Annotated in this window: 20 protein-coding genes; 13 read left to right on the plus strand and 7 right to left on the minus strand. The window is 35.7% G+C overall.

Annotated features, from left to right (window positions below; genetic code table 11):
• The first annotated feature begins 119 nt into the window (after window positions 1-119).
• The 8 genes from pruA to NTZ27_08715 all read left to right on the plus strand — a co-directional run bounded on the left by pruA (window position 120) and on the right by NTZ27_08715 (window position 6,199).
• Window positions 120-1,757, plus strand: a complete 1,638-nt coding sequence (pruA, locus tag NTZ27_08680; protein MCX6174809.1) for an L-glutamate gamma-semialdehyde dehydrogenase — start codon at window positions 120-122, stop codon at window positions 1,755-1,757.
• A 118-nt stretch (window positions 1,758-1,875) separates the two neighbouring features.
• Window positions 1,876-2,304 (plus strand): CBS domain-containing protein, encoded by a 429-nt coding sequence (locus NTZ27_08685; protein ID MCX6174810.1) that lies wholly within the window; start codon window positions 1,876-1,878, stop codon window positions 2,302-2,304.
• A 113-nt stretch (window positions 2,305-2,417) separates the two neighbouring features.
• Complete coding sequence (locus NTZ27_08690) at window positions 2,418-2,909, plus strand: DUF2721 domain-containing protein (protein MCX6174811.1); 492 nt, start codon at window positions 2,418-2,420, stop codon at window positions 2,907-2,909.
• Window positions 2,902-3,504, plus strand: coding sequence for a leucyl/phenylalanyl-tRNA--protein transferase (gene aat / locus NTZ27_08695; GenBank protein ID MCX6174812.1), 603 nt, complete (start codon window positions 2,902-2,904; stop codon window positions 3,502-3,504). Before NTZ27_08690 ends, aat begins: the two co-directional genes overlap by 8 nt.
• 91 nt (window positions 3,505-3,595) lie before the next feature.
• Window positions 3,596-4,282 carry a hypothetical protein gene (locus tag NTZ27_08700; protein MCX6174813.1) on the plus strand — a complete coding sequence of 229 codons (687 nt, stop codon included), beginning with the start codon at window positions 3,596-3,598 and terminating at the stop codon, window positions 4,280-4,282.
• A 29-nt stretch (window positions 4,283-4,311) separates the two neighbouring features.
• Window positions 4,312-5,373: a class I fructose-bisphosphate aldolase gene (locus NTZ27_08705; protein MCX6174814.1), complete on the plus strand. Its 1,062-nt coding sequence runs from the start codon at window positions 4,312-4,314 to the stop codon at window positions 5,371-5,373.
• Window positions 5,374-5,532: 159 nt separating this feature from the next.
• Window positions 5,533-5,856, plus strand: a complete 324-nt coding sequence (locus tag NTZ27_08710; GenBank protein ID MCX6174815.1) for a DUF2752 domain-containing protein — start codon at window positions 5,533-5,535, stop codon at window positions 5,854-5,856.
• Window positions 5,849-6,199: a TM2 domain-containing protein gene (locus NTZ27_08715; GenBank protein MCX6174816.1), complete on the plus strand. Its 351-nt coding sequence runs from the start codon at window positions 5,849-5,851 to the stop codon at window positions 6,197-6,199. Before NTZ27_08710 ends, NTZ27_08715 begins: the two co-directional genes overlap by 8 nt.
• Window positions 6,200-6,264: 65 nt before the next feature.
• Here NTZ27_08715 and NTZ27_08720 read toward each other — a convergent pair whose 3' ends face one another.
• From NTZ27_08720 to carA, 4 genes are all read right to left on the minus strand, one after another.
• Entirely contained in the window at window positions 6,265-7,200 is a 936-nt protein-coding gene (locus tag NTZ27_08720) for a hypothetical protein (protein ID MCX6174817.1), read from the minus strand.
• A gap of 98 nt (window positions 7,201-7,298) precedes the next feature.
• The gene (locus NTZ27_08725) at window positions 7,299-7,697 is read right to left on the minus strand and encodes a response regulator (protein ID MCX6174818.1); all 399 of its coding nucleotides are present in this window, start codon (window positions 7,695-7,697) and stop codon (window positions 7,299-7,301) included.
• A gap of 87 nt (window positions 7,698-7,784) precedes the next feature.
• A complete protein-coding gene (gene carB, locus NTZ27_08730) occupies window positions 7,785-10,973 on the minus strand; it encodes a carbamoyl-phosphate synthase (glutamine-hydrolyzing) large subunit (GenBank protein ID MCX6174819.1) in 3,189 nt (1,062 codons plus the stop codon).
• Window positions 10,970-12,046: a glutamine-hydrolyzing carbamoyl-phosphate synthase small subunit gene (gene carA / locus NTZ27_08735; protein ID MCX6174820.1), complete on the minus strand. Its 1,077-nt coding sequence runs from the start codon at window positions 12,044-12,046 to the stop codon at window positions 10,970-10,972. Before carA ends, carB begins: the two co-directional genes overlap by 4 nt.
• A 593-nt stretch (window positions 12,047-12,639) precedes the next feature.
• Between carA and NTZ27_08740 the strand changes: the two genes are divergently transcribed.
• The 4 genes from NTZ27_08740 (at window position 12,640) to NTZ27_08755 (ending at window position 14,224) form a co-directional block, all read left to right on the plus strand.
• Window positions 12,640-13,110, plus strand: a complete 471-nt coding sequence (locus NTZ27_08740; GenBank protein ID MCX6174821.1) for a septal ring lytic transglycosylase RlpA family protein — start codon at window positions 12,640-12,642, stop codon at window positions 13,108-13,110.
• A gap of 61 nt (window positions 13,111-13,171) precedes the next feature.
• The gene (locus tag NTZ27_08745) at window positions 13,172-13,369 is read left to right on the plus strand and encodes a DUF6132 family protein (GenBank protein MCX6174822.1); all 198 of its coding nucleotides are present in this window, start codon (window positions 13,172-13,174) and stop codon (window positions 13,367-13,369) included.
• Entirely contained in the window at window positions 13,350-13,562 is a 213-nt protein-coding gene (locus NTZ27_08750) for a DUF1858 domain-containing protein (GenBank protein MCX6174823.1), read from the plus strand. Before NTZ27_08745 ends, NTZ27_08750 begins: the two co-directional genes overlap by 20 nt.
• A gap of 56 nt (window positions 13,563-13,618) precedes the next feature.
• A complete protein-coding gene (locus NTZ27_08755; protein ID MCX6174824.1) occupies window positions 13,619-14,224 on the plus strand; it encodes a TlpA disulfide reductase family protein in 606 nt (201 codons plus the stop codon).
• Window positions 14,225-14,287: 63 nt separating this feature from the next.
• Here NTZ27_08755 and NTZ27_08760 read toward each other — a convergent pair whose 3' ends face one another.
• From NTZ27_08760 to NTZ27_08770, 3 genes are all read right to left on the minus strand, one after another.
• Window positions 14,288-14,638 carry a DUF971 domain-containing protein gene (locus NTZ27_08760; GenBank protein MCX6174825.1) on the minus strand — a complete coding sequence of 117 codons (351 nt, stop codon included), beginning with the start codon at window positions 14,636-14,638 and terminating at the stop codon, window positions 14,288-14,290.
• Window positions 14,639-14,725: 87 nt separating this feature from the next.
• A complete protein-coding gene (locus NTZ27_08765; protein ID MCX6174826.1) occupies window positions 14,726-15,592 on the minus strand; it encodes an SPFH domain-containing protein in 867 nt (288 codons plus the stop codon).
• A gap of 54 nt (window positions 15,593-15,646) precedes the next feature.
• Entirely contained in the window at window positions 15,647-16,954 is a 1,308-nt protein-coding gene (locus tag NTZ27_08770; protein ID MCX6174827.1) for a thymidine phosphorylase, read from the minus strand.
• A 131-nt stretch (window positions 16,955-17,085) separates the two neighbouring features.
• On the opposite strand from NTZ27_08770, the gene pepT reads away from it, so the two are divergent.
• Complete coding sequence (pepT, locus tag NTZ27_08775) at window positions 17,086-18,336, plus strand: peptidase T (GenBank protein ID MCX6174828.1); 1,251 nt, start codon at window positions 17,086-17,088, stop codon at window positions 18,334-18,336.
• The last annotated feature ends 8 nt before the right edge of the window (window positions 18,337-18,344 follow it).

The following is an 18,344-nucleotide window of genomic DNA, read 5'->3' on the forward strand; positions in this document are numbered from 1 at the left end:
CGATAGTCTAAAAATCAAATAAGTTTACAACACAGATTAAATAGATTGTGAACTCACCAGATAATTTTCCTAATTTTCGTATATCAATTTATTTCCTCTTGAATGAAAAAGGTATAAACATGGCAAATGCAATATTTAATGTTCAACTTCCACCAAACGAACCGGTAAAAAATTACGCATCCGGATCACCGGAAAAAGCTGCACTGAAAGCAAAGCTTGATGAAATGGCTAAGCAGACAATTGATATTCCAATTATTATCGGCGGAAAAGAATTCAGAACCGGCGATACGGACAATTGTGTAATGCCTCATGACCATAAACATATTCTCGGTAAATATCATAAAGTAGGAACGAAAGAAGTTAATGATGCTATTGCCTCCTCAATGAAAGCACATAAAGATTGGTCACGAATGAATTGGCAAGATAGAGTTTCCGTATTCCTAAAAGCTGCAGATCTTTTAAGTCAAACCGAATGGAGATATATTCTAAACGCTGCAACAATGTTAGGACAAAGCAAAAATCCATTTCAAGCTGAAATTGATGCTGCTGCTGAACTGGTTGATTTCTTCCGCTTCAATGCTTATTACGCTATGAAGATCTATCAAGAGCAGCCGCTTCATTCCCCAATTGGAATGTGGAACAGAATGGAATACCGTCCTCTCGAAGGATTTATTTTTGCAGTAGCTCCGTTCAACTTTACATCTATCTGCGGAAACTTACCAAGTGCACCTGCTTTGATGGGAAATGTTGCATTATTAAAACCAGCATCAAGTGCGGTTTATTCTGCTTATTGGATAATGAAATTATTGGAAGCTGCAGGATTGCCTGAGGGTGTAATAAATTTTGTTCCGGGCGCGGGTTCTAAAGTTGGAAATCCTGTAATGGATTCAGAACATTTTGCAGGAATTCATTTTACCGGAAGTACTTCTGTATTTCAAGGAATGTGGAAAACAGTTTCGAATAATTTACCTAAGTATAAATCTTATCCAAGAATTGTGGGTGAGACAGGCGGCAAAAATTTTATTTTTGCTCACCAAAGTGCAGATGTAAAAGCTCTCGGTGTTGCTTTGATTCGCGGTGCGTTTGAATATCAAGGACAAAAATGTTCTGCCGCTTCACGCGCTTATATTCCAAAATCAATTTGGCCAGAACTAAAAGATTTTATTGTTAGCGAATTAAAAACTGTTAAGATGGGCGATCCGCGTGACTTCTCTAACTTTATGAATGCCGTAATTGATAAAGGTGCATTCGATACAATTACTGGTTACATAGATTACGCAAAGAAATCGAACGAAGCTAAAATTATCTCCGGCGGAAATTACGACAGCACTAAAGGTTATTTCATAGAACCAACCGTTATCGAAACAACAAATCCAAAATTCAAATCAATGGAAGAAGAAATTTTCGGTCCCGTTCTAACGCTTTATGTTTACGATGACAGCAAATACGAAGAGACTCTTAACATATGCGATCAAACTTCTCCTTATTCACTAACCGGAGCTATCTTCGCACAAGACAGATATGCAGTAGAACTTGCAAATAAAATCTTGGTGAATGCCGCCGGTAATTTTTATATCAACGATAAACCAACGGGTGCAGTTGTAGGTCAACAACCGTTCGGCGGTGCGCGTGCAAGCGGAACTAATGATAAAGCAGGAAGTTATTTGAATCTCCTACGCTGGGTTTCTGCCCGTACAATAAAAGAAAATTTTATTCCGCCTCATGATTACCGTTATTCGTTCATGTCGGAAAAGTAAATTCATTTAACCCGCTAAATGCGGGGTTTTTTATTTATTTCATTTTTTACTTGCAATAAATCCTTTGAAACCGTAAGATACTCTGGAAGACTATGAAAGTTTTCCAATGGAGGCATAAATGAAATCATTAAAAGAAATTTTGATCTCGCAAACAATTTTAACTGTTAAAACGGGAACAAGTATTTATGATGTTACTTGTTTTATGGCAAAGCATAATATCGGACTTGTTCCGGTATTAGGAGAAGATGGAAAACTTTTAGGTGTTTTTTCAGAACGTGATTTAGTCCGCCGTGTAATTGCGCAAGGATTAGATTTGAAAAAAACAGGTGTTGACGACGTGATGACAAAGGATCTATTAGTTGCAGAGATCAGCCAGACCCACGAACAATGCTTAAAAAAAATGAAAGATAAAGGCACTCGTCACATTTTAATTGTTGATAAAGAAAAGCTAGCCGGAATTTTATCTATTAAAGATCTTTTGGAAGTTGATATAAAAGATCACAAAGAAACTATTGAAGTTCTTCAAAATTATATTTACGCTAGATAAATTTAATTAGAAAAATTTTCTTACCTCCTTTACGTATTTAATTGCCAAGATGATTAATTTTCAATTGTCAAATTGAATTTATGATCTGCTTACTACAATAAGGAGCAAAAACTATGGACCCATTCAGAGAGTTAACTCTTAACGCATTGCAAATAATTCAACTTATGGTTGCACCAGCGGTAATGATAAGCGCTTGCGGTTTATTATTGCTCGGCATTAATAACAAATATTCTTTAGTCGCTAACCGAATTAGATTACTGAATGAAGAAAAAAGAAGATTGCTCAGTAAGCTTGCAGATGGTAAGCATTCAACGGATGATAACATTAGATTAGAAAGTATAGCGATTCAAATTAATGCTTTGGTGTACAGAGCAAAATTAGTGAGAAATACTGTTTTGTGTTACACCACTTCTGTTGCATTATTTGTTTTTACCTCATTGCTTCTTGGCGTTTCTTCTTTTCTTTCGATTGGTAAATTAAATTATTTTATTATTAGCTCATTCTTGGTTGGAATGTTATTTGTTCTTGTAGGAATTGTATTTGCCGGATTCGAAACAAAAAAAGGATATGATATTATTTCGTACGAAGTAAAATCTCATGAGTAGAGAAAAAAATCTTTCGAAGGTTGATCTGCTTAAACCGGAGAATATGATTTTAATGTATGCGCGCGGTGCTTTTCCTATGGCAGATGAAACCGGCGGTATAAATTGGTACATGCCGGAGACACGCACAATAATTCCGATAAATGATTTTAATCTACCCCGCTCGTTAAAAAAAATTTTAGAAAAAACCGATTTTGAATTCCGCTATGACTCAAATACAATCGGAGTAATTAAAAAATGTGCCGATCGTGAATCAACATGGATTTCAAAAGAATTGATCGAAGCATATCGGGGCTTACAGAAACTGGGTAATCTTCATTCGGTAGAAGTTTATCAAAAAAATATTTTGATAGGCGGTTTATACGGCGTTACTTATCAAGGAGCTTTCTTTGGTGAATCAATGTTTTCAAAAATTCCGCAAGCTTCTAAATGTGCGCTCGTTAAATTATTAGAAAGACTTCGTGAAAAAGGATTTACACTGCTCGATGTTCAGTATCAAACCGATCATTTGAAGATGTTTGGGGCAAAAGAAATTTCATTCCAAGAGTTTGCAGAATTGTTATTAAAATCATACCAAAAAGATATTAACTTTATTTAAAAAAACTCAATTAATCAGCCTAAAGATTTTTTGTATATTTACATATAAAATCAACAGGAAGGTTAATTCAACCTAGCAAATAGGGTAAAGTATGAAAAAACATTTATCTGTGATCATGATTTTAATTTTTGCGTCTTTATCAATGGCGCAGACAGCTGGCGGAAGTTTTATGCTTGGTTATCCGCAAGGTGATTTCAGGAAAAATGTTGATCAGTTGGGATTTGGATTTCAAATTCAAGGAACACTTTGGGAACCGACACATGAAAAACCTTTTACAATTGGACTTGATGGAGGATATTTAGTTTACGGACACACGAGCGATCGTAGAGAATGGCCCGGGTTTCCTGGTGTATATCTAAATTTAACCAGAACAAATAGCATGGCAAATCTACATTTAATGTTTCAAGTAAGTCCATTCTTTGGTACAGTACGCCCTTATTTCGAAGGTTTATTTGGCGGTGCGATTATCTGGACATCATCAGAAGTGAAAAACGAAAATGGAAATTGGCAAATTGCCTCAACGACAAATTATAATGATTTTACTTGGAATTACGGCGGTGGTTGCGGTATTCTTTTCAAGTTGACCGATAATCTTGATAAGATCAGCGCTTTATATCTTGACATAAAAGCACGCTACTTATTTGGAACAGAAGCAAGTTATCTTACCGAACAAAGCATTACTGTAAATAATCAAGGTCAAACTATTTATAATGCAAAAAAATCTAAGACTGATTTTTTCACAATTCATGTTGGTGTTGTTGCTTATTTCAATCCATAAAAAATTTCAAGAAAATATATGAGGATAAAATGATTAAAAAGATCAAAGAATATTTAGGAAGTGATGCTGATTCGTTTCTCAACTACAAAGCAAAATTTCCGAAAGAAAAATTACATCTGCCGGGTCCTGATTTTGTTGACAGAATCTTTTTCCCTTCGGATAGAAATAATAATGTTTTAAAAAATCTTCAATGGATGTATAACACCGGACGATTGAGCGGTACCGGTTATTTATCAATTCTTCCTGTAGATCAAGGTATTGAACATTCAGCAGGAGCTTCATTTGCTAAAAATCCGGATTACTTCGATCCGGAAAACATTGTTAAGCTGGCAATTGAAGGCGGGTGTAATGCTGTTGCTTCAACTCTTGGTGTTCTTGGAATGACGGCAAGAAAATATGCACACAAGATTCCTTTCATTGTTAAAATAAATCACAATGAACTTCTTACATTTCCAAATAAGTTCGATCAAATTATGTTTGCCGGAGTTGAACAAGCTTACGATATGGGAGCGGCGGCAGTTGGTGCAACAATTTATTTTGGCTCTGATGAAAGCGGTCGTCAAATCGTAGATGTCAGTGAAGCATTCCAATACGCACATGAACTTGGAATGGCAACAATTCTTTGGTGTTATCTTAGAAATCCTCAATTCAAAAAAGATAAAGACTATCATGTTTCTGCGGATTTGACCGGACAGGCAAATCATCTTGGCGTAACAATCGAAGCTGATATTATTAAACAAAAACTTCCGGAAAATAACGGAGGATACACTGCACTTAATATGGGAAATTCTTCGTACGGAAAAATTGATAAACGCGTTTACTCGGAACTTACAACAGATCATCCTATTGATCTGGCTCGCTATCAAGTGATGAACAATTATATGGGTCGTGCAGGTTTAATTAACAGCGGCGGTGCAAGCGGTGAAAACGATTTTGCCGAAGCAACAAAAACTGCAGTCATTAATAAACGTGCCGGCGGTATGGGATTGATCTGCGGACGTAAATCATTTCAGCGCCCATTGGCAGAAGGTGTAAAACTCCTTAACACAATCCAAGATGTTTATTTGTGTAAAGAAGTAACTATTGCTTAAACGATAACATAATAAATTCAATTAGCCCCGATTCAATCGGGGCTTTTTGTTTTTGCTCTTTAATTATAACTATTCTCTTCCCTAAACGACTAAATATCTGATGCTTGATTCAAGATAAAAATTCGAGTATAATTTGATCGGAGTTTATCTAAGAAGAAGATGAAACGTATTAAATCCACATTGAAAATTGTTGAATGGGAAGCCGTACTTTGGTTTGCAGGGTTAGTGTTTCTACTAACTATCAATCCGTATCAAATTCAGCAATTTTCGTTCTGTCCTTTTCATAATCTTGGAATAACATTTTGTCCCGGCTGCGGATTAGGCAGATCAATCTCGTTCTTTTATCATGGCGATTTTTTTCGTTCTCTTCAAACACATCCTCTCGGAATTATTGCATTCATACTTATCTCAATTCGCATTATAAAACTTTCACATAAAATGTATCACAACTATCACAAAACTAAAGAGGTTATCTATGGCTAACGTTCTAGAAATGCTGCCTGAAATTATGGGCGAAGAACAAATGTACATATCCAGTTTAATTAAAAACATGGATGACAAACAAGCACAACAGTTTGCCAATATTTATCGTGCACGAAGAAAAGATCCTCAAACAATTTTACTAGTAACCCTGGTTGGATTTCTTGGTATCTCCGGCATACAAAGATTTTTAACAGATCAGATTGGTATGGGAATTCTCTATTTACTTACCGGAGGTATCTGCATGATCGGGACAATAATTGATTTGGTGAATCACAAAAAAATTGCTTTTGAGTATAATCAGAAGCAGGCAAATCAAATTGCAATGATGGCAAAGAATTTATAGTATAGGAATAAAAAAGAGCGGCATAAAACAACCGCTCTTTTCATTTTAAATCTTTTTAGTGTTATTTAAAAAGTAACAGTTATACCAAATTTGATCGTTTCATAAGTTAACGGTGCTTCTGTTTCAAACGGCCAATTCATTCTATCTTTCTTCAATGTAAAGAATGCATAAGAAAGACCATTGTTCAAAAGAAAATCTACAATTGGCGTTGCATATGGCGAAGAATCACTTACTTCATCAATAAAATTACCCAAAAAATGCTTGGCACTTTCTTCTATCATCATACTTCCCAGATGTTTCCAAAATAAATGCCGCGGGAAAATAACAGCCGCTTCATAACTAACATTTAATGATACTGAAGAGAAAATATCAAACTTAATTCCTCCTTCATTCACTGTTCCAAATCTGAATTCTTGATGAAATCTGTTGAGAATTTCGGTGTCGTTAACAGCATCATCCAAACTCATTGGCGGATTTGTCAGCAAATAAAATTTCGCGGGGTAATCAATCATATCGAGGCGGGACCAAACAAAACCGCTACTGTTATACGGCATGATTGAAAAATTATTAAGTTTATAAGCATATCCTTCTCTTTTAGCAAAACCAAATCTCCATAAATCGGATTTCATTTCGCCAATTGCCGTCGAAGAAGATTTCAAATCCGCACTGAACTTAGATCCAAAAAGATATTTCTCGCTGAATTGAATAATATCTTCAGTATAGTATGTTGAACGTGAAGCATAACCGAGTTTTAATTCCAGAGATCCGTTATCGGCAAAATTGCTTTTAAGTTTTTTGTTATCAGCTTTTCCAAATCCGTAATTAATTTCTATAAATGGTCTGCCATGAAATTCCCAGTGGAACCATTCGTAATCTTTCCAGTTTAACCACTTTTCATCATTCCATTTTTCATCGGTCGAATCTTTTCCGTTCTGAGCGAACAAATTCATATTTGTTAATAGAACAATTACTGCAGAAAGTAATAATATTTTACGAATCATATTAACTCCCTCCTATCGGTTTTTTAGCTTTAGACGAATTCTATTAAGAATTGTTACACATCATTTTCAAAAAAAATAGAATTAATGTGAGTAGCTTATCAAGCTATAATGATACCGGTTTTTTGTTTAAGTGCGGTTAGGAGATTTTCCATCAGAAAATTTCCCTGAGCAGGTTTAGTTATAAATATATCAACCCCGGCTTCATAAGCATTATCTCTATCCTTTTGAAATGCATGTGCGGAAAGACCAACGATAGGCATATTTTTGTATTTTTCTTGAGAGCGAAGTTCTTTTGTGAGTTGAAGACCGTCTTTTGCCCCGCGAAGTGATATATCCATCAAGATTATATCATATTTGTTTTCATTAAGTTTTTCATAAAATGATTCTGCTGAATCACAAACATCCAAATCAAAATTTCTTTTAAGAAAAATGCGGAGAAATTTTTGATTTTCTAAATCATCTTCTACAACAAGAAGTCTGGGTTTCTTTTTATCCAAATAATTTACCCTTTTTCCGTATTCAAATTTAACTTCAAGAATAAAATAAGTATTTAAATAATCATAAGAAATACTAACTACTTGGACTTAATACTCATCCCAACTTTTTGCTTCTAGATTTAACGGATCTTTGTTTGTTAATGCTTCTGCCAGACGCATTGCAAGCTGGCGATTTGTAATTAACGGAATTTTATAATCTACGGCGGTACGGCGAATGATGTAATCGTTGGTTAGTTCTTCTTCCTGGAAATTTTTAGGAATGTTTATCACAAGATCAATCTTACCAGACTTAATATAATCAGCTGCATTCGGAGTTTTACTGCTTAGAGGCCATTCCAAAGTTTCTACGGGAATTCCGTTTGCATTCATAAACTTAGACGTTCCTTGTGTTCCATAAAATTTTATTCCAAGTTTTACCAGCTGTCTGGTTGGTTCTAGTAATTCTGATTTTGAAACAATCGAACCTGATGATATTAAAATTGATTTGATCGGAAATTTATATCCGACAGATGTAAGAGCTTTTAAAAATGCCTCATCAAAATCCTGACCCAGACATGCAACCTCTCCGGTTGATGCCATTTCAACTCCTGTTGTAGGATCAGCTCCTTCAAGACGTGTAAATGAAAACTCCGGCGCTTTTACTCCGACATAATCGTAAGTCAAAGTTTGATCATCCCACTTCTCAACTTTCTTACCTATAATAACTTTGGAAGCGATTTCTATAAAATTTTTCTTGAGTGTCTTAGATACAAAAGGAAAACTTCTCGATGCACGCAAATTACATTCTATAACTTTTACACGATTATCTTTTGCGATAAACTGAATATTGAAAGGACCATTGATATTTAATTTCTTGGCAATATCTGAAGAGATCTGTTTAATCTGCCGCATAGTTTCAAGATAGGTTCGTTGCGCCGGCAAAACCAATGTAGCATCGCCGGAATGTACTCCGGCATTCTCAACATGTTCAGAGATCGCAGAGCAAACAATTTTTCCGTTTTGTGCAACCGCATCAAATTCTAATTCTTTTGCATTAACTAAAAATTTTGAAATCACTACCGGATGTTCCGGAGAGACATCAACCGCTTTTTGTAGGAACCCAGTTAATTCAAAATCGCCGGTTGCTATTGCCATTGCAGCGCCGCTTAATACATAAGAAGGACGAACTAAAACCGGATAGCCGACTTTGTTAGCAAATTGTAACGCATCTTCCAAAGTACTTAGCTTACTCCACACAGGTTGTTCTATTTCAAGTTCATCAAGCATAGCTGAAAAGATACTTCTGTTCTCCGCTGCATCAATTGATTCAGGTGAAGTGCCGAGAATTTTTACACCTATCTTATGAAGTTTGAGTGCGAGGTTATTCGGAGTTTGTCCGCCCATAGAAACAACAACTCCAAGCGGTTTTAATACATCATAAATTTCCCAAATTGTTTCGGTTGTTAGTTCCTCGAAGAACAAAGCATCAAACTCATCGTAATCAGTACTTACAGTTTCCGGATTACAATTTATCATTACAGTTTTGTAACCCATCTCGCGTAATGTTTTCCCGGTAATCACACAACACCAATCAAATTCTACCGAGCTGCCAATTCTGTACGGACCTGATCCTAAAATGAAAACACTTTTCTTTAATTTAAACTCGAAATCATGAATAGAACAATTGTATGTGAGATATAAATAATTTGTCTTTGCAGGATATTCTGCAGCAAGTGTATCTATATGCTGGATGAACGGATGAATATTATTTTTCTTTCTTAGCAAATAAATATCATGTGCATCTTTTCCAATTACGTTTGCAATTTGACGGTCGGAAAAACCATGCTGCTTTGCTTCTATCAGAAGTTCTGTAGATAATTTTCCTTTTGTTACTGAAATCTTTTTTTCTATATCAACAATGTTTTGAATTTTATAAAGGAACCATTTATTAATATGAGTTAGCGAATGAACCCAGTCAATGGAGTATCCTTGTTTCAAAGCTTGAACAACAGCAAACATTCTTTCTTCGGTTGGATTGCGCAGTGCTTCTTCTAATTCTTCAAACTCGACTTTTGTTCTGCTTGCGGTTAATCCTTCAACACCAATATCCAGCATACGCATTGCTTTCTGAATCGCTTCTTCAAATTTTCTTCCGATCGCCATCACTTCGCCGACAGATTTCATTGAGGAACCGAGGTTACGTTTTACGAGACGGAACTTTTTCAAATCCCAGCGAGGAACTTTTATGACTATATAATCAAGTGCAGGTTCGAAAAATGCTTTAGTCGTTTTTGTGATTGAGTTTGGTAATTCGTGCAAACCAAAACCAAGAGCAAGTTTTGCGGCAACAAATGCAAGAGGATAACCGGTTGCCTTCGATGCAAGCGCAGAACTTCTTGAAAGACGCGCATTAACTTCTATTACTCTATAATCTTGAGAGTTTGGATCAAGTGCATATTGAATATTGCATTCACCGACAATTCGAAGATGGCGGATAGTTTTAATTGCAATTTCCCTCAGCATATGAAATTCGTTGTTGGTAAGTGTTTGGCTGGGTGCAACTACAATACTTTCTCCAGTATGAATTCCCATCGGATCAATATTTTCCATATTGCAGACTGTGATACAATTATCATATCTGTCGCGGACAACTTCATATTCAATCTCTTTCCATCCTTCAAGATATTCTTCAACTAAAATTTGAGAAGAATAAGAGAGCGCTTTTGCTGCAAGCTTTTTAACTTCATTTTGATTTCTGCAAACTCCTGAACCTAATCCCCCGAGTGCATAAGCAATTCTAATAATAACCGGATAACCAATTTTTTTTGCAAACTCAATGGCTTTATCAACGCTTGTTACAGCTTTACTCTGCGGAAATTTTATGTTTATTTCTGAAAGCTTATTACAGAACAACTGTCTGTCTTCAGTATTTTCAATCGCATCAATTTGGGTTCCCAAAACTTGTATTTTATATTTTTTTAGCACCCCTTCTCTATGAAGAGCCAATCCGCAGTTCAAAGCAGTTTGTCCGCCGAATCCAAGTATAATTCCATCAGGTTTTTCTTTAGCAATAACTTTTTCAACATAGTTAGTGTTGATTGGAAGTAGGTAAACTTTATCGGCGAGGTAGTCTGATGTTTGGATTGTCGCAATGTTGGGATTAATTAAAATTGTATAAAGTCCTTCTTCTTTAAGAGCTTTTATTGCCTGGGAGCCTGAATAATCAAACTCGCCGGCTTCACCAATCTTTAGTGCTGAACTACCGATGATCAAAACTTTTTTAATTTTATGTTTCACTTCACATCCTTCAAGAATTCATCAAAAATAAATGCGGTGTCTGCTGGTCCGGGTGATGCTTCTGGATGAAATTGAACACTTCGGAAAGGAAGTTTTTCATGACGAACACCTTCATTTGAATAATCATTTAAATTTTCGAACCAGGGCTGCCATCCACGCGGTAATGATTTTGTATCAACGGCAAAACTGTGATTCTGCGAAGTAACATAGCACTTGTTCGAATCTACTTGCTTTACCGGCTGGTTTTGGCTGCGATGACCATATTTTAATTTATAAGTTTTTGCGCCAGCAGCAAGAGAAAGTATCTGATGACCCAAGCAGATACCTAATGTGGGAATTTGTTTTTGAATAAGTTTTTTTGCCGAAGCAACAAGTTGTTTGTACACAACTGGGTTTCCGGGACCATTGGAAATTACAGCCCCATCAAAATCTTCTTTGTCTATATCATAATTATACGGAACACGAAGAACGGTTACTTTTCTTTGAATCAGATTTGAAAAAATACTTTTCTTGCAGCCGCAATCAATCAATAAAATTCTTTTCTTACCATTTCCAAATTTCTCTGCTTTATTAACAGTTACTTTTGAAATTAGATCTTCTACATCCGGATTGTAGTATTTAATTTTTTCTTTCCCGATTTCAATTTTACCAAGCATCGTTCCCCGTTCTCTCAAAATTTTTGTCAGGCGGCGTGTATCAATTCCGTAAAGTCCGGGAATCTTGAAGCGCTTAAACCATTGATCAAGACTTTCAACCGCATTCCAATGATTAAATGATTTTGATTCTTCTGAGACAATTAAAGCTTGCACTTGAATTCGATCGGATTCAAAATTTTCCGGTATTCCCTCATTCATTGATGGAATGCCATAATTGCCAATAAGCGGATAAGTCATTACAAGAATTTGTCCTTTGTAAGACGGATCGGTCAATGTTTCGGGGTATCCGACCATACCTGTATTAAAAACAACTTCTCCTGCTATAGATTTATGATAACCGAAAAGTTTTCCTTCAAAAATATTTCCATCTTCTAATATTAATTTTGTTGTTTGAGCGTGTGCAGTTTTCTTGTTCAACCTCTTTTCGGACTCCTAATAATTTTTTTGATTGCGTGAAGGGAGGAAAAAATTCAAAATTGATTGCACGAAGGTAAAAAAATTATTTGTGCGCACAAAATTTTTTTCGGCTAAACGGCAATCTTGCAGTATTCTATGCCAGATATCTACATTGAATATAAAACTTTACTATCCTAAGTCTGGCAGTAAATATCCTGGATTCTGAATGGTTATTTATACAATCAACCGCCATCTGCCATCGCAAAGTAATAATCTGTTAACTATGCCGATCGAGGCAACTTATATTAAATCGTTCGGATATCTGCCTAATTAATTCATTTCTATGAGTTTGAAAGATCAATACTCTCAAACTCATTGTTTAAATTTTGATTTATATTTCTTTAACTCTTTCCTAAAATATTTCAGATAGGAATAACTTTTTATTCGTAAGTCAAGTGATGCGGAACTAAAATATTCCAATTGATGTTTAATTTTTTATGGATATCAATTCGTGTAGAGAATCGGTCGGCTGGCAACTCTCTATACGTATTAATGCAAAAGGGAGCGTATTATCGTTCCCTTTTGTAATTTTAAACCGAACAAAAAAAAGTCTAATGAATAGAAGATTAACTTACATTGCAATTATCTTAATTATTTTTATTGTATTAACAGCTTGCGGATCAGCTCCGCGCTTTACATCAAGAGAATCCCGATTTGAGAAAAGAACACCACCTCCAACTGAAAATTTAGAGCGATATAAAAATGTCGAGCCGCTTGAAACCGTTACTGGAGTTGCCTCCTATTATGCAGATCAATACGATGGGAAGATTACTTATGGCGGTGAGGTTTATGATATGTATGGTTTGAGTGCAGCTCATCCTTCATATCAGATGGGAACGGTTATTCGTGTTACAAATCTTTATAATGATAAAAGTGTAATTATTCGGGTAAATGATAAAATGCCATTCCGTCCGGATCGAATTATTGATCTTTCACTTGGATGCGCTCAGGAACTGGATATGGTTAATGTTGGAATTCAAGAAGTTAAAGTGGAGGTTCTTGAGTGGGGTAAAGGAAAAAAGTAAAAGTAACTGAATCCAAGGATGAATCATCTCATCTAATATGATATAATCAGAATTGTTTATAATGAAGCTAAAAAAAATGTTGCCTGTTCTTGCCGGAGCCAGTTTAGGTTTTGCTTATTATTATTTTATCGGCTGCAGAACAGGATCTTGTCCAATTACAGGAAGCCATTACATTTCCACATTATACGGTGCACTGATCGGTTTGGTCTGGACTATTTCAACTAAAAAGAAAAACACAGATGATAACAAAAGAAATTGAAATAGAAGATCTTATAAAAGAAATTCCAAAAGCGGTAACTTATTTGATGGAAAAAGGTATAAGATGTTTGAGGTGCGGTGAACCAATTTGGAGTACGCTTGAAACCGCAGCGAAAGAAAAAGGGTTTAATGATTTAGAAATAGAATCATTTGTAAATGATTTGAACAACCTTAAAAATGAAAAGACTAACTAATTTTTTCCAATGAGAATAAATTCTTATTTTATTAACAGATTAATTCAGAGGATATAATGAATCAGAATAAAAACGATCAACAAAAAACATTTGGCGGTTTAACTAAAAAACATAGAAGCTGGATCTACACAGGATTTTTTATCGGTGTTATTATATTGTTATTCCTTTTTAACAACTCAGATTATTTATTCGGAAGAGCGGAAGAGAACGGACCTTATCCGCCTAATTATATTCCCGCAGCTCAAAAAGGAACAACACTAGCGCCGGATTTTACATTACCGACATCAGATGGTAAGACTCTGAAGTTATCTGATCTTAGAGGTAAAGTGGTAATTGTGGATTTCTGGGCTACTTGGTGTCCCCCGTGCCGCAAAGGAATTCCGGATCTAATTGATTTGAAAAAGAAATACGGCAGTAAAGGATTTGAAATAGTTGGTGTTTCACTTGATACAGATACCAAAAGCGATGTTGTTCCTTTCATAAAGAACCAGGGAATGAATTATCCGGTTGTATATGGAAACTCTATTGTTGCTCAAGCATACGGCGGTGTAAGAGCAATACCAACTTCATTTGTAATTGATAAACAAGGTAAAATAGTAGCCAGCTATGAAGGTTTGATGCCGAAATCAACTTATGAAAATCATATTAAGAAGTTACTATAAAGATTAAGAGCAAGATTAAGATCAATTCTTTTTCTTGCTCTTTCTCATAATCTTAATCTTTCGTCAGTGTTCGTGATCAAAATCCTGATGAAGATTATTTCTCACTTCTAAATAATCTCCGTATTGTTTCAGTAGATCCCAAGAGTAAATTCCAAAATCGTAACCGTCTTTCCATTTAATTTGAATTGCATAGTTACCCACCATTTCAATTTTTTCAACCTTATACGCTTCTGATTTAAGCGGCGCTCTTTTTGGCGGGGCGTAATGTTTCCAAAGAATTGTCTCACCTTTATTGCCTGCGTCCGGCGATTCATCGCGTAAAAATTTGAGCGGATATTTAATTACTTTTCCGTTATCCCAAATTATTTCAAGATGTTCTTGCTTATGTAATTTTATCTTAGTTGGAACGCTCATATTATTCCGCAAGAAGTTAGAAACAAGAAATGGGAAATGGAAATGAGAAGTAAATTTAAAATCACGTCTAGCTTCTTACCCTTCACATTATTGATTTAAGATAATCGGCAATCCATTCTTACCTGATCCTATTATAACAATTTTCGCATTAGTAGAATTCGATAGCTTTTCGGTTGCTTCAATACCTTTCCATTGTAAATAGTTTTGACTAATACCTCTTGCAACAATTTCTTGGAAATCAGCGATACCTTTCGCTTCAATTCGCTTACGATCTGCTTCCTGTTCTTCTTTCTTCAAAACAAATTGCATTTGTTGACTGGCTTGTTCTGCCTGAAGTTTTTGCTCGATTGACGCAGTGAGTCCAGCCGGTAAAATTATCTGTCGCATAGGTGCGGATTCTATGGTTATTCCTCTTGGACCAACTAACTTTTCTAATTGATCTTTCATCTTCGTTGCTAACTGTTCACGAGATTCTGTGTAAAGAGCTTTGGCTTCGTATTCAGAGGTTACACCGCGAACTACTGAGCGGAATTGTGGAACTATAATAATTTCCTCGTAATTTTCTCCAACCGATTTATAAATCTTTGATGCGTTATCCGGATCAAGACTGTAAAGCAAACTTATCTCAAGCTGAACGCTCAATCCCTCTTTCGAAGGAACATTCATAGTTTCTTTTAATTCTTGAGTTTTAATGCTGAACTTGATCACGTTAGCTAATGGATTAACAAAGTTCACACCGGATTTTAGAGTTGTGCTACTAACACTTCCAAGAAAATCAACAACTCCAACAGTTCCTGCCGGAACTACAGTGAAAATTTGAACCAGCGCTAAGACTCCGCCAAGCACAATCCCGATTATAGAAAGTTTTGCCTCCTGGACTCTTCCCGTTTTTTTAGTATTGATGTAAACCAGAATTGATACCGCAAAAATTATTAATGCAAATATAAAAAACATACTTCCTCCTTTATCATTAGTTACTAATTAATTAAGTACAAAAAAAATATTTTTCTAAACCCCCATAATAGTTTTAATAAGTTTTACCGATTGAGTTTTTTGATTTGAAACTGTAATTGCTGAAAGAAGTTTTTTCTTTACCGAAGCTACATTCTCTTCCCTATCTGTATATAATTCAGCGATCACTTCCCCTTTCTTAATTTTTGTGCCGATCTTGGGATAGAAAATTATTCCGGCTTTAGGATCAATCTTATCTTCCATTGTTTTTCTTCCGGCACCAAGTTCAAGCGACGCCATACCAACTTCGTAATTATTAATTGTTTTTATATATCCGGTTTTATCTGCTATTAACGATTCACGGATTTTTGATTTCGGATACTTCTCAGGATGTTTGATCATCGCAACATCACCGCCTTGAAGTTTTACAATCTCTAAAAATTTATTGAATGCTTTTCCGCTTGCAATAATTTCTTTACTGATTTCCACTCCCTCTTTTATGGATGATGCTTTACCGCCAAGATAAATCATCGCACCGGATAAATTCAGTGATAAATCAGCAAGATCGCCGAACATTTCTCCTTGCAAAACTTTAATTGATTCATAAACCTCAAGCCAGTTGCCGATATAATTACCAAGCGGTTGATTCATATCCGTAATAAATGTAATTACTTTTTTATTGAATGCTTTTGCAGTATCGGTAAGAGATTCTGCTAGTGCTAATGAATCATTATACGTTTTCATGAAAGCGCCGGAGCCGGTTTTAACATCAAGAACTAATCCGTCAATTCCTTCTGCTAATTTCTTACTCATTATACTTCCCGTTATAAGCGGAATAGATTCAACAGTAGCCGTTACATCTCTTAGTGAATAAATTAATTTATCTGCCGGTGCGACTTCTTTTGTTTGTCCTGCTAAAACTGCGCCGCATTTTTTCAATACTGATTTATATTTAGACAAACTAATTTTTGTTTTGAATCCCGGAATTGCTTCTAGCTTATCAAGAGTTCCGCCAGTGTGCCCAAGTCCGCGGCCGCTAATCATTGGCACATTAACTCCGGCTGCTGCTACAATAGGTGCAAGAACTAACGAAGTTTTATCGCCTACTCCGCCTGTAGAATGCTTATCAATTTTTTTTCCTTTTATTGAATCAAGATTAATAACACTTCCGCTAAATAGCATTGCCTTAGTTAACCATGCTGTTTCTTTTTTGTTCAATCCCTTCAGATAAGCAGCCATTAGAAACGATGAGAATTGGTAATTTGGAATTTTCCCCATTGTGAAATTTGAAACCAGATATTTGATTTCTTCGTCGGTTAAAGATTCTCCGTCTCGTTTTTTTCTGATAAGTTCTACAGTGTTCATATAACTCCAAATAAGAATAAGATTATGATTAAGAATAAACCGGTTAAGGGTAATTATTTTCGATTGAACTCTCTATCAATTTCTATTAACTTGCCATCACAAATAATCATCAAAACAGAATAGAGGCAAAAATGTTTGATCCTAATTACAAGTTTACTTGCGTTGACCGCTTCCTAAAATACGTAAAATATGATACTCAATCGAACGAAGATTCAACAACATTTCCGAGCGATCCGAAACAGATTGAACTTAGTAAAGCGTTAGTTAAAGAACTAAAGCAGATTGGTTTGAAGGATGCTGTTATGGATGAATATGGTTATGTCATGGCAACTCTGCCGTCGAATACAACAAAGAATGTCCCCACTATCGGATTTATTTCTCACGTAGATACAAGCCCCGCTGTAACAGGAACGAATGTAAATCCGGTGATACATAAAAACTATCAAGGCGGAGATATTGTTCTTCCAAAAGATCCGACAAAAGTAATTGTTGCTTCAGAGAATCCTGAACTGAAAGAAATGATCGGTCTCGACATCATAACTACCGATGGAACAACTTTACTTGGTGCTGATGATAAAGCTGGTATTGCAGAAATTATAGATGCAATGAATTACTTAATTCAACACCCGGAAGTTAAACATGGTACAATAAGAATTTGTTTTACTCCGGATGAAGAAGTTGGACGCGGAACAGAAAAATTTAATGTTAAAAAGTACGATGCAAAATATGCTTATACCATTGACGGATCAACACGCGGTGAGGTTGAAACGGAAACATTCAGCGCCGATGCTGTAGTAATTAAATTCAACGGAAAGAATGTTCATCCCGGATATGCAAAAGGAAAAATGATCAATGCTGTTAAGATCGCTTCCAGATTTTTAGAAATGCTTCCTAAGGATAACCTTTCACCTGAAACTACAGAGATGCGCGAAGGTTATGTGCACCCGACACAAATCAATGGAAATGAAACACAAACAATAATAAAATTTATCATCCGCGATTTTGATGCAGAAAAGTTGAAAGAATATGAATCATTCTTAAAAGATCTCTGCCAAAAAACAATTGCACAATTCCCGGGTTCAACAATGGGGTTTGAAGTGATCGAACAATACCGCAACATGAAATTCATTCTTGATCAGCACCCCGAGATCGAAGCAAATGCGATCGAAGCTCTGAAGCGATTGGGAATAAAACCGATTAACTCTGCTATACGCGGTGGAACTGACGGCTCACGCTTAAGTTATTTAGGATTGCCTACGCCGAACTTATTTGCCGGCGGGCATAATTTCCATGCTTACACTGAATACGTTGCAATTCAAGATATGGAAGCGGCTGTGAAGATGATTGTAACTCTTGCAAATGTTTGGGAAGAGAAAGCATGATGGTTGAT

Source organism: Ignavibacteriales bacterium, from assembly GCA_026390775.1.
In the GTDB taxonomy this organism is placed as follows: Bacteria; Bacteroidota; Ignavibacteria; order Ignavibacteriales; family Melioribacteraceae; genus Fen-1258.

Bases quoted from the DNA above. Each gene is read 5' to 3' on its own strand.
- pruA (MCX6174809.1), top strand. From the start codon at position 120: ATGGCAAATGCAATATTTAATGTTCAACTTCCACCAAACGAACCGGTA.
- NTZ27_08685 (MCX6174810.1), top strand. From the start codon at position 1,876: ATGAAATCATTAAAAGAAATTTTGATCTCGCAAACAATTTTAACTGTT.
- NTZ27_08690 (MCX6174811.1), top strand. From the start codon at position 2,418: ATGGACCCATTCAGAGAGTTAACTCTTAACGCATTGCAAATAATTCAA.
- aat (MCX6174812.1), top strand. From the start codon at position 2,902: ATGAGTAGAGAAAAAAATCTTTCGAAGGTTGATCTGCTTAAACCGGAG.
- NTZ27_08700 (MCX6174813.1), top strand. From the start codon at position 3,596: ATGAAAAAACATTTATCTGTGATCATGATTTTAATTTTTGCGTCTTTA.
- NTZ27_08705 (MCX6174814.1), top strand. From the start codon at position 4,312: ATGATTAAAAAGATCAAAGAATATTTAGGAAGTGATGCTGATTCGTTT.
- NTZ27_08710 (MCX6174815.1), top strand. From the start codon at position 5,533: ATGAAACGTATTAAATCCACATTGAAAATTGTTGAATGGGAAGCCGTA.
- NTZ27_08715 (MCX6174816.1), top strand. From the start codon at position 5,849: ATGGCTAACGTTCTAGAAATGCTGCCTGAAATTATGGGCGAAGAACAA.
- NTZ27_08720 (MCX6174817.1), bottom strand. From the start codon at position 7,200: ATGATTCGTAAAATATTATTACTTTCTGCAGTAATTGTTCTATTAACA.
- NTZ27_08740 (MCX6174821.1), top strand. From the start codon at position 12,640: ATGAATAGAAGATTAACTTACATTGCAATTATCTTAATTATTTTTATT.
- NTZ27_08745 (MCX6174822.1), top strand. From the start codon at position 13,172: ATGAAGCTAAAAAAAATGTTGCCTGTTCTTGCCGGAGCCAGTTTAGGT.
- NTZ27_08750 (MCX6174823.1), top strand. From the start codon at position 13,350: ATGATAACAAAAGAAATTGAAATAGAAGATCTTATAAAAGAAATTCCA.
- NTZ27_08755 (MCX6174824.1), top strand. From the start codon at position 13,619: ATGAATCAGAATAAAAACGATCAACAAAAAACATTTGGCGGTTTAACT.
- NTZ27_08760 (MCX6174825.1), bottom strand. From the start codon at position 14,638: ATGAGCGTTCCAACTAAGATAAAATTACATAAGCAAGAACATCTTGAA.
- NTZ27_08765 (MCX6174826.1), bottom strand. From the start codon at position 15,592: ATGTTTTTTATATTTGCATTAATAATTTTTGCGGTATCAATTCTGGTT.
- NTZ27_08770 (MCX6174827.1), bottom strand. From the start codon at position 16,954: ATGAACACTGTAGAACTTATCAGAAAAAAACGAGACGGAGAATCTTTA.
- pepT (MCX6174828.1), top strand. From the start codon at position 17,086: ATGTTTGATCCTAATTACAAGTTTACTTGCGTTGACCGCTTCCTAAAA.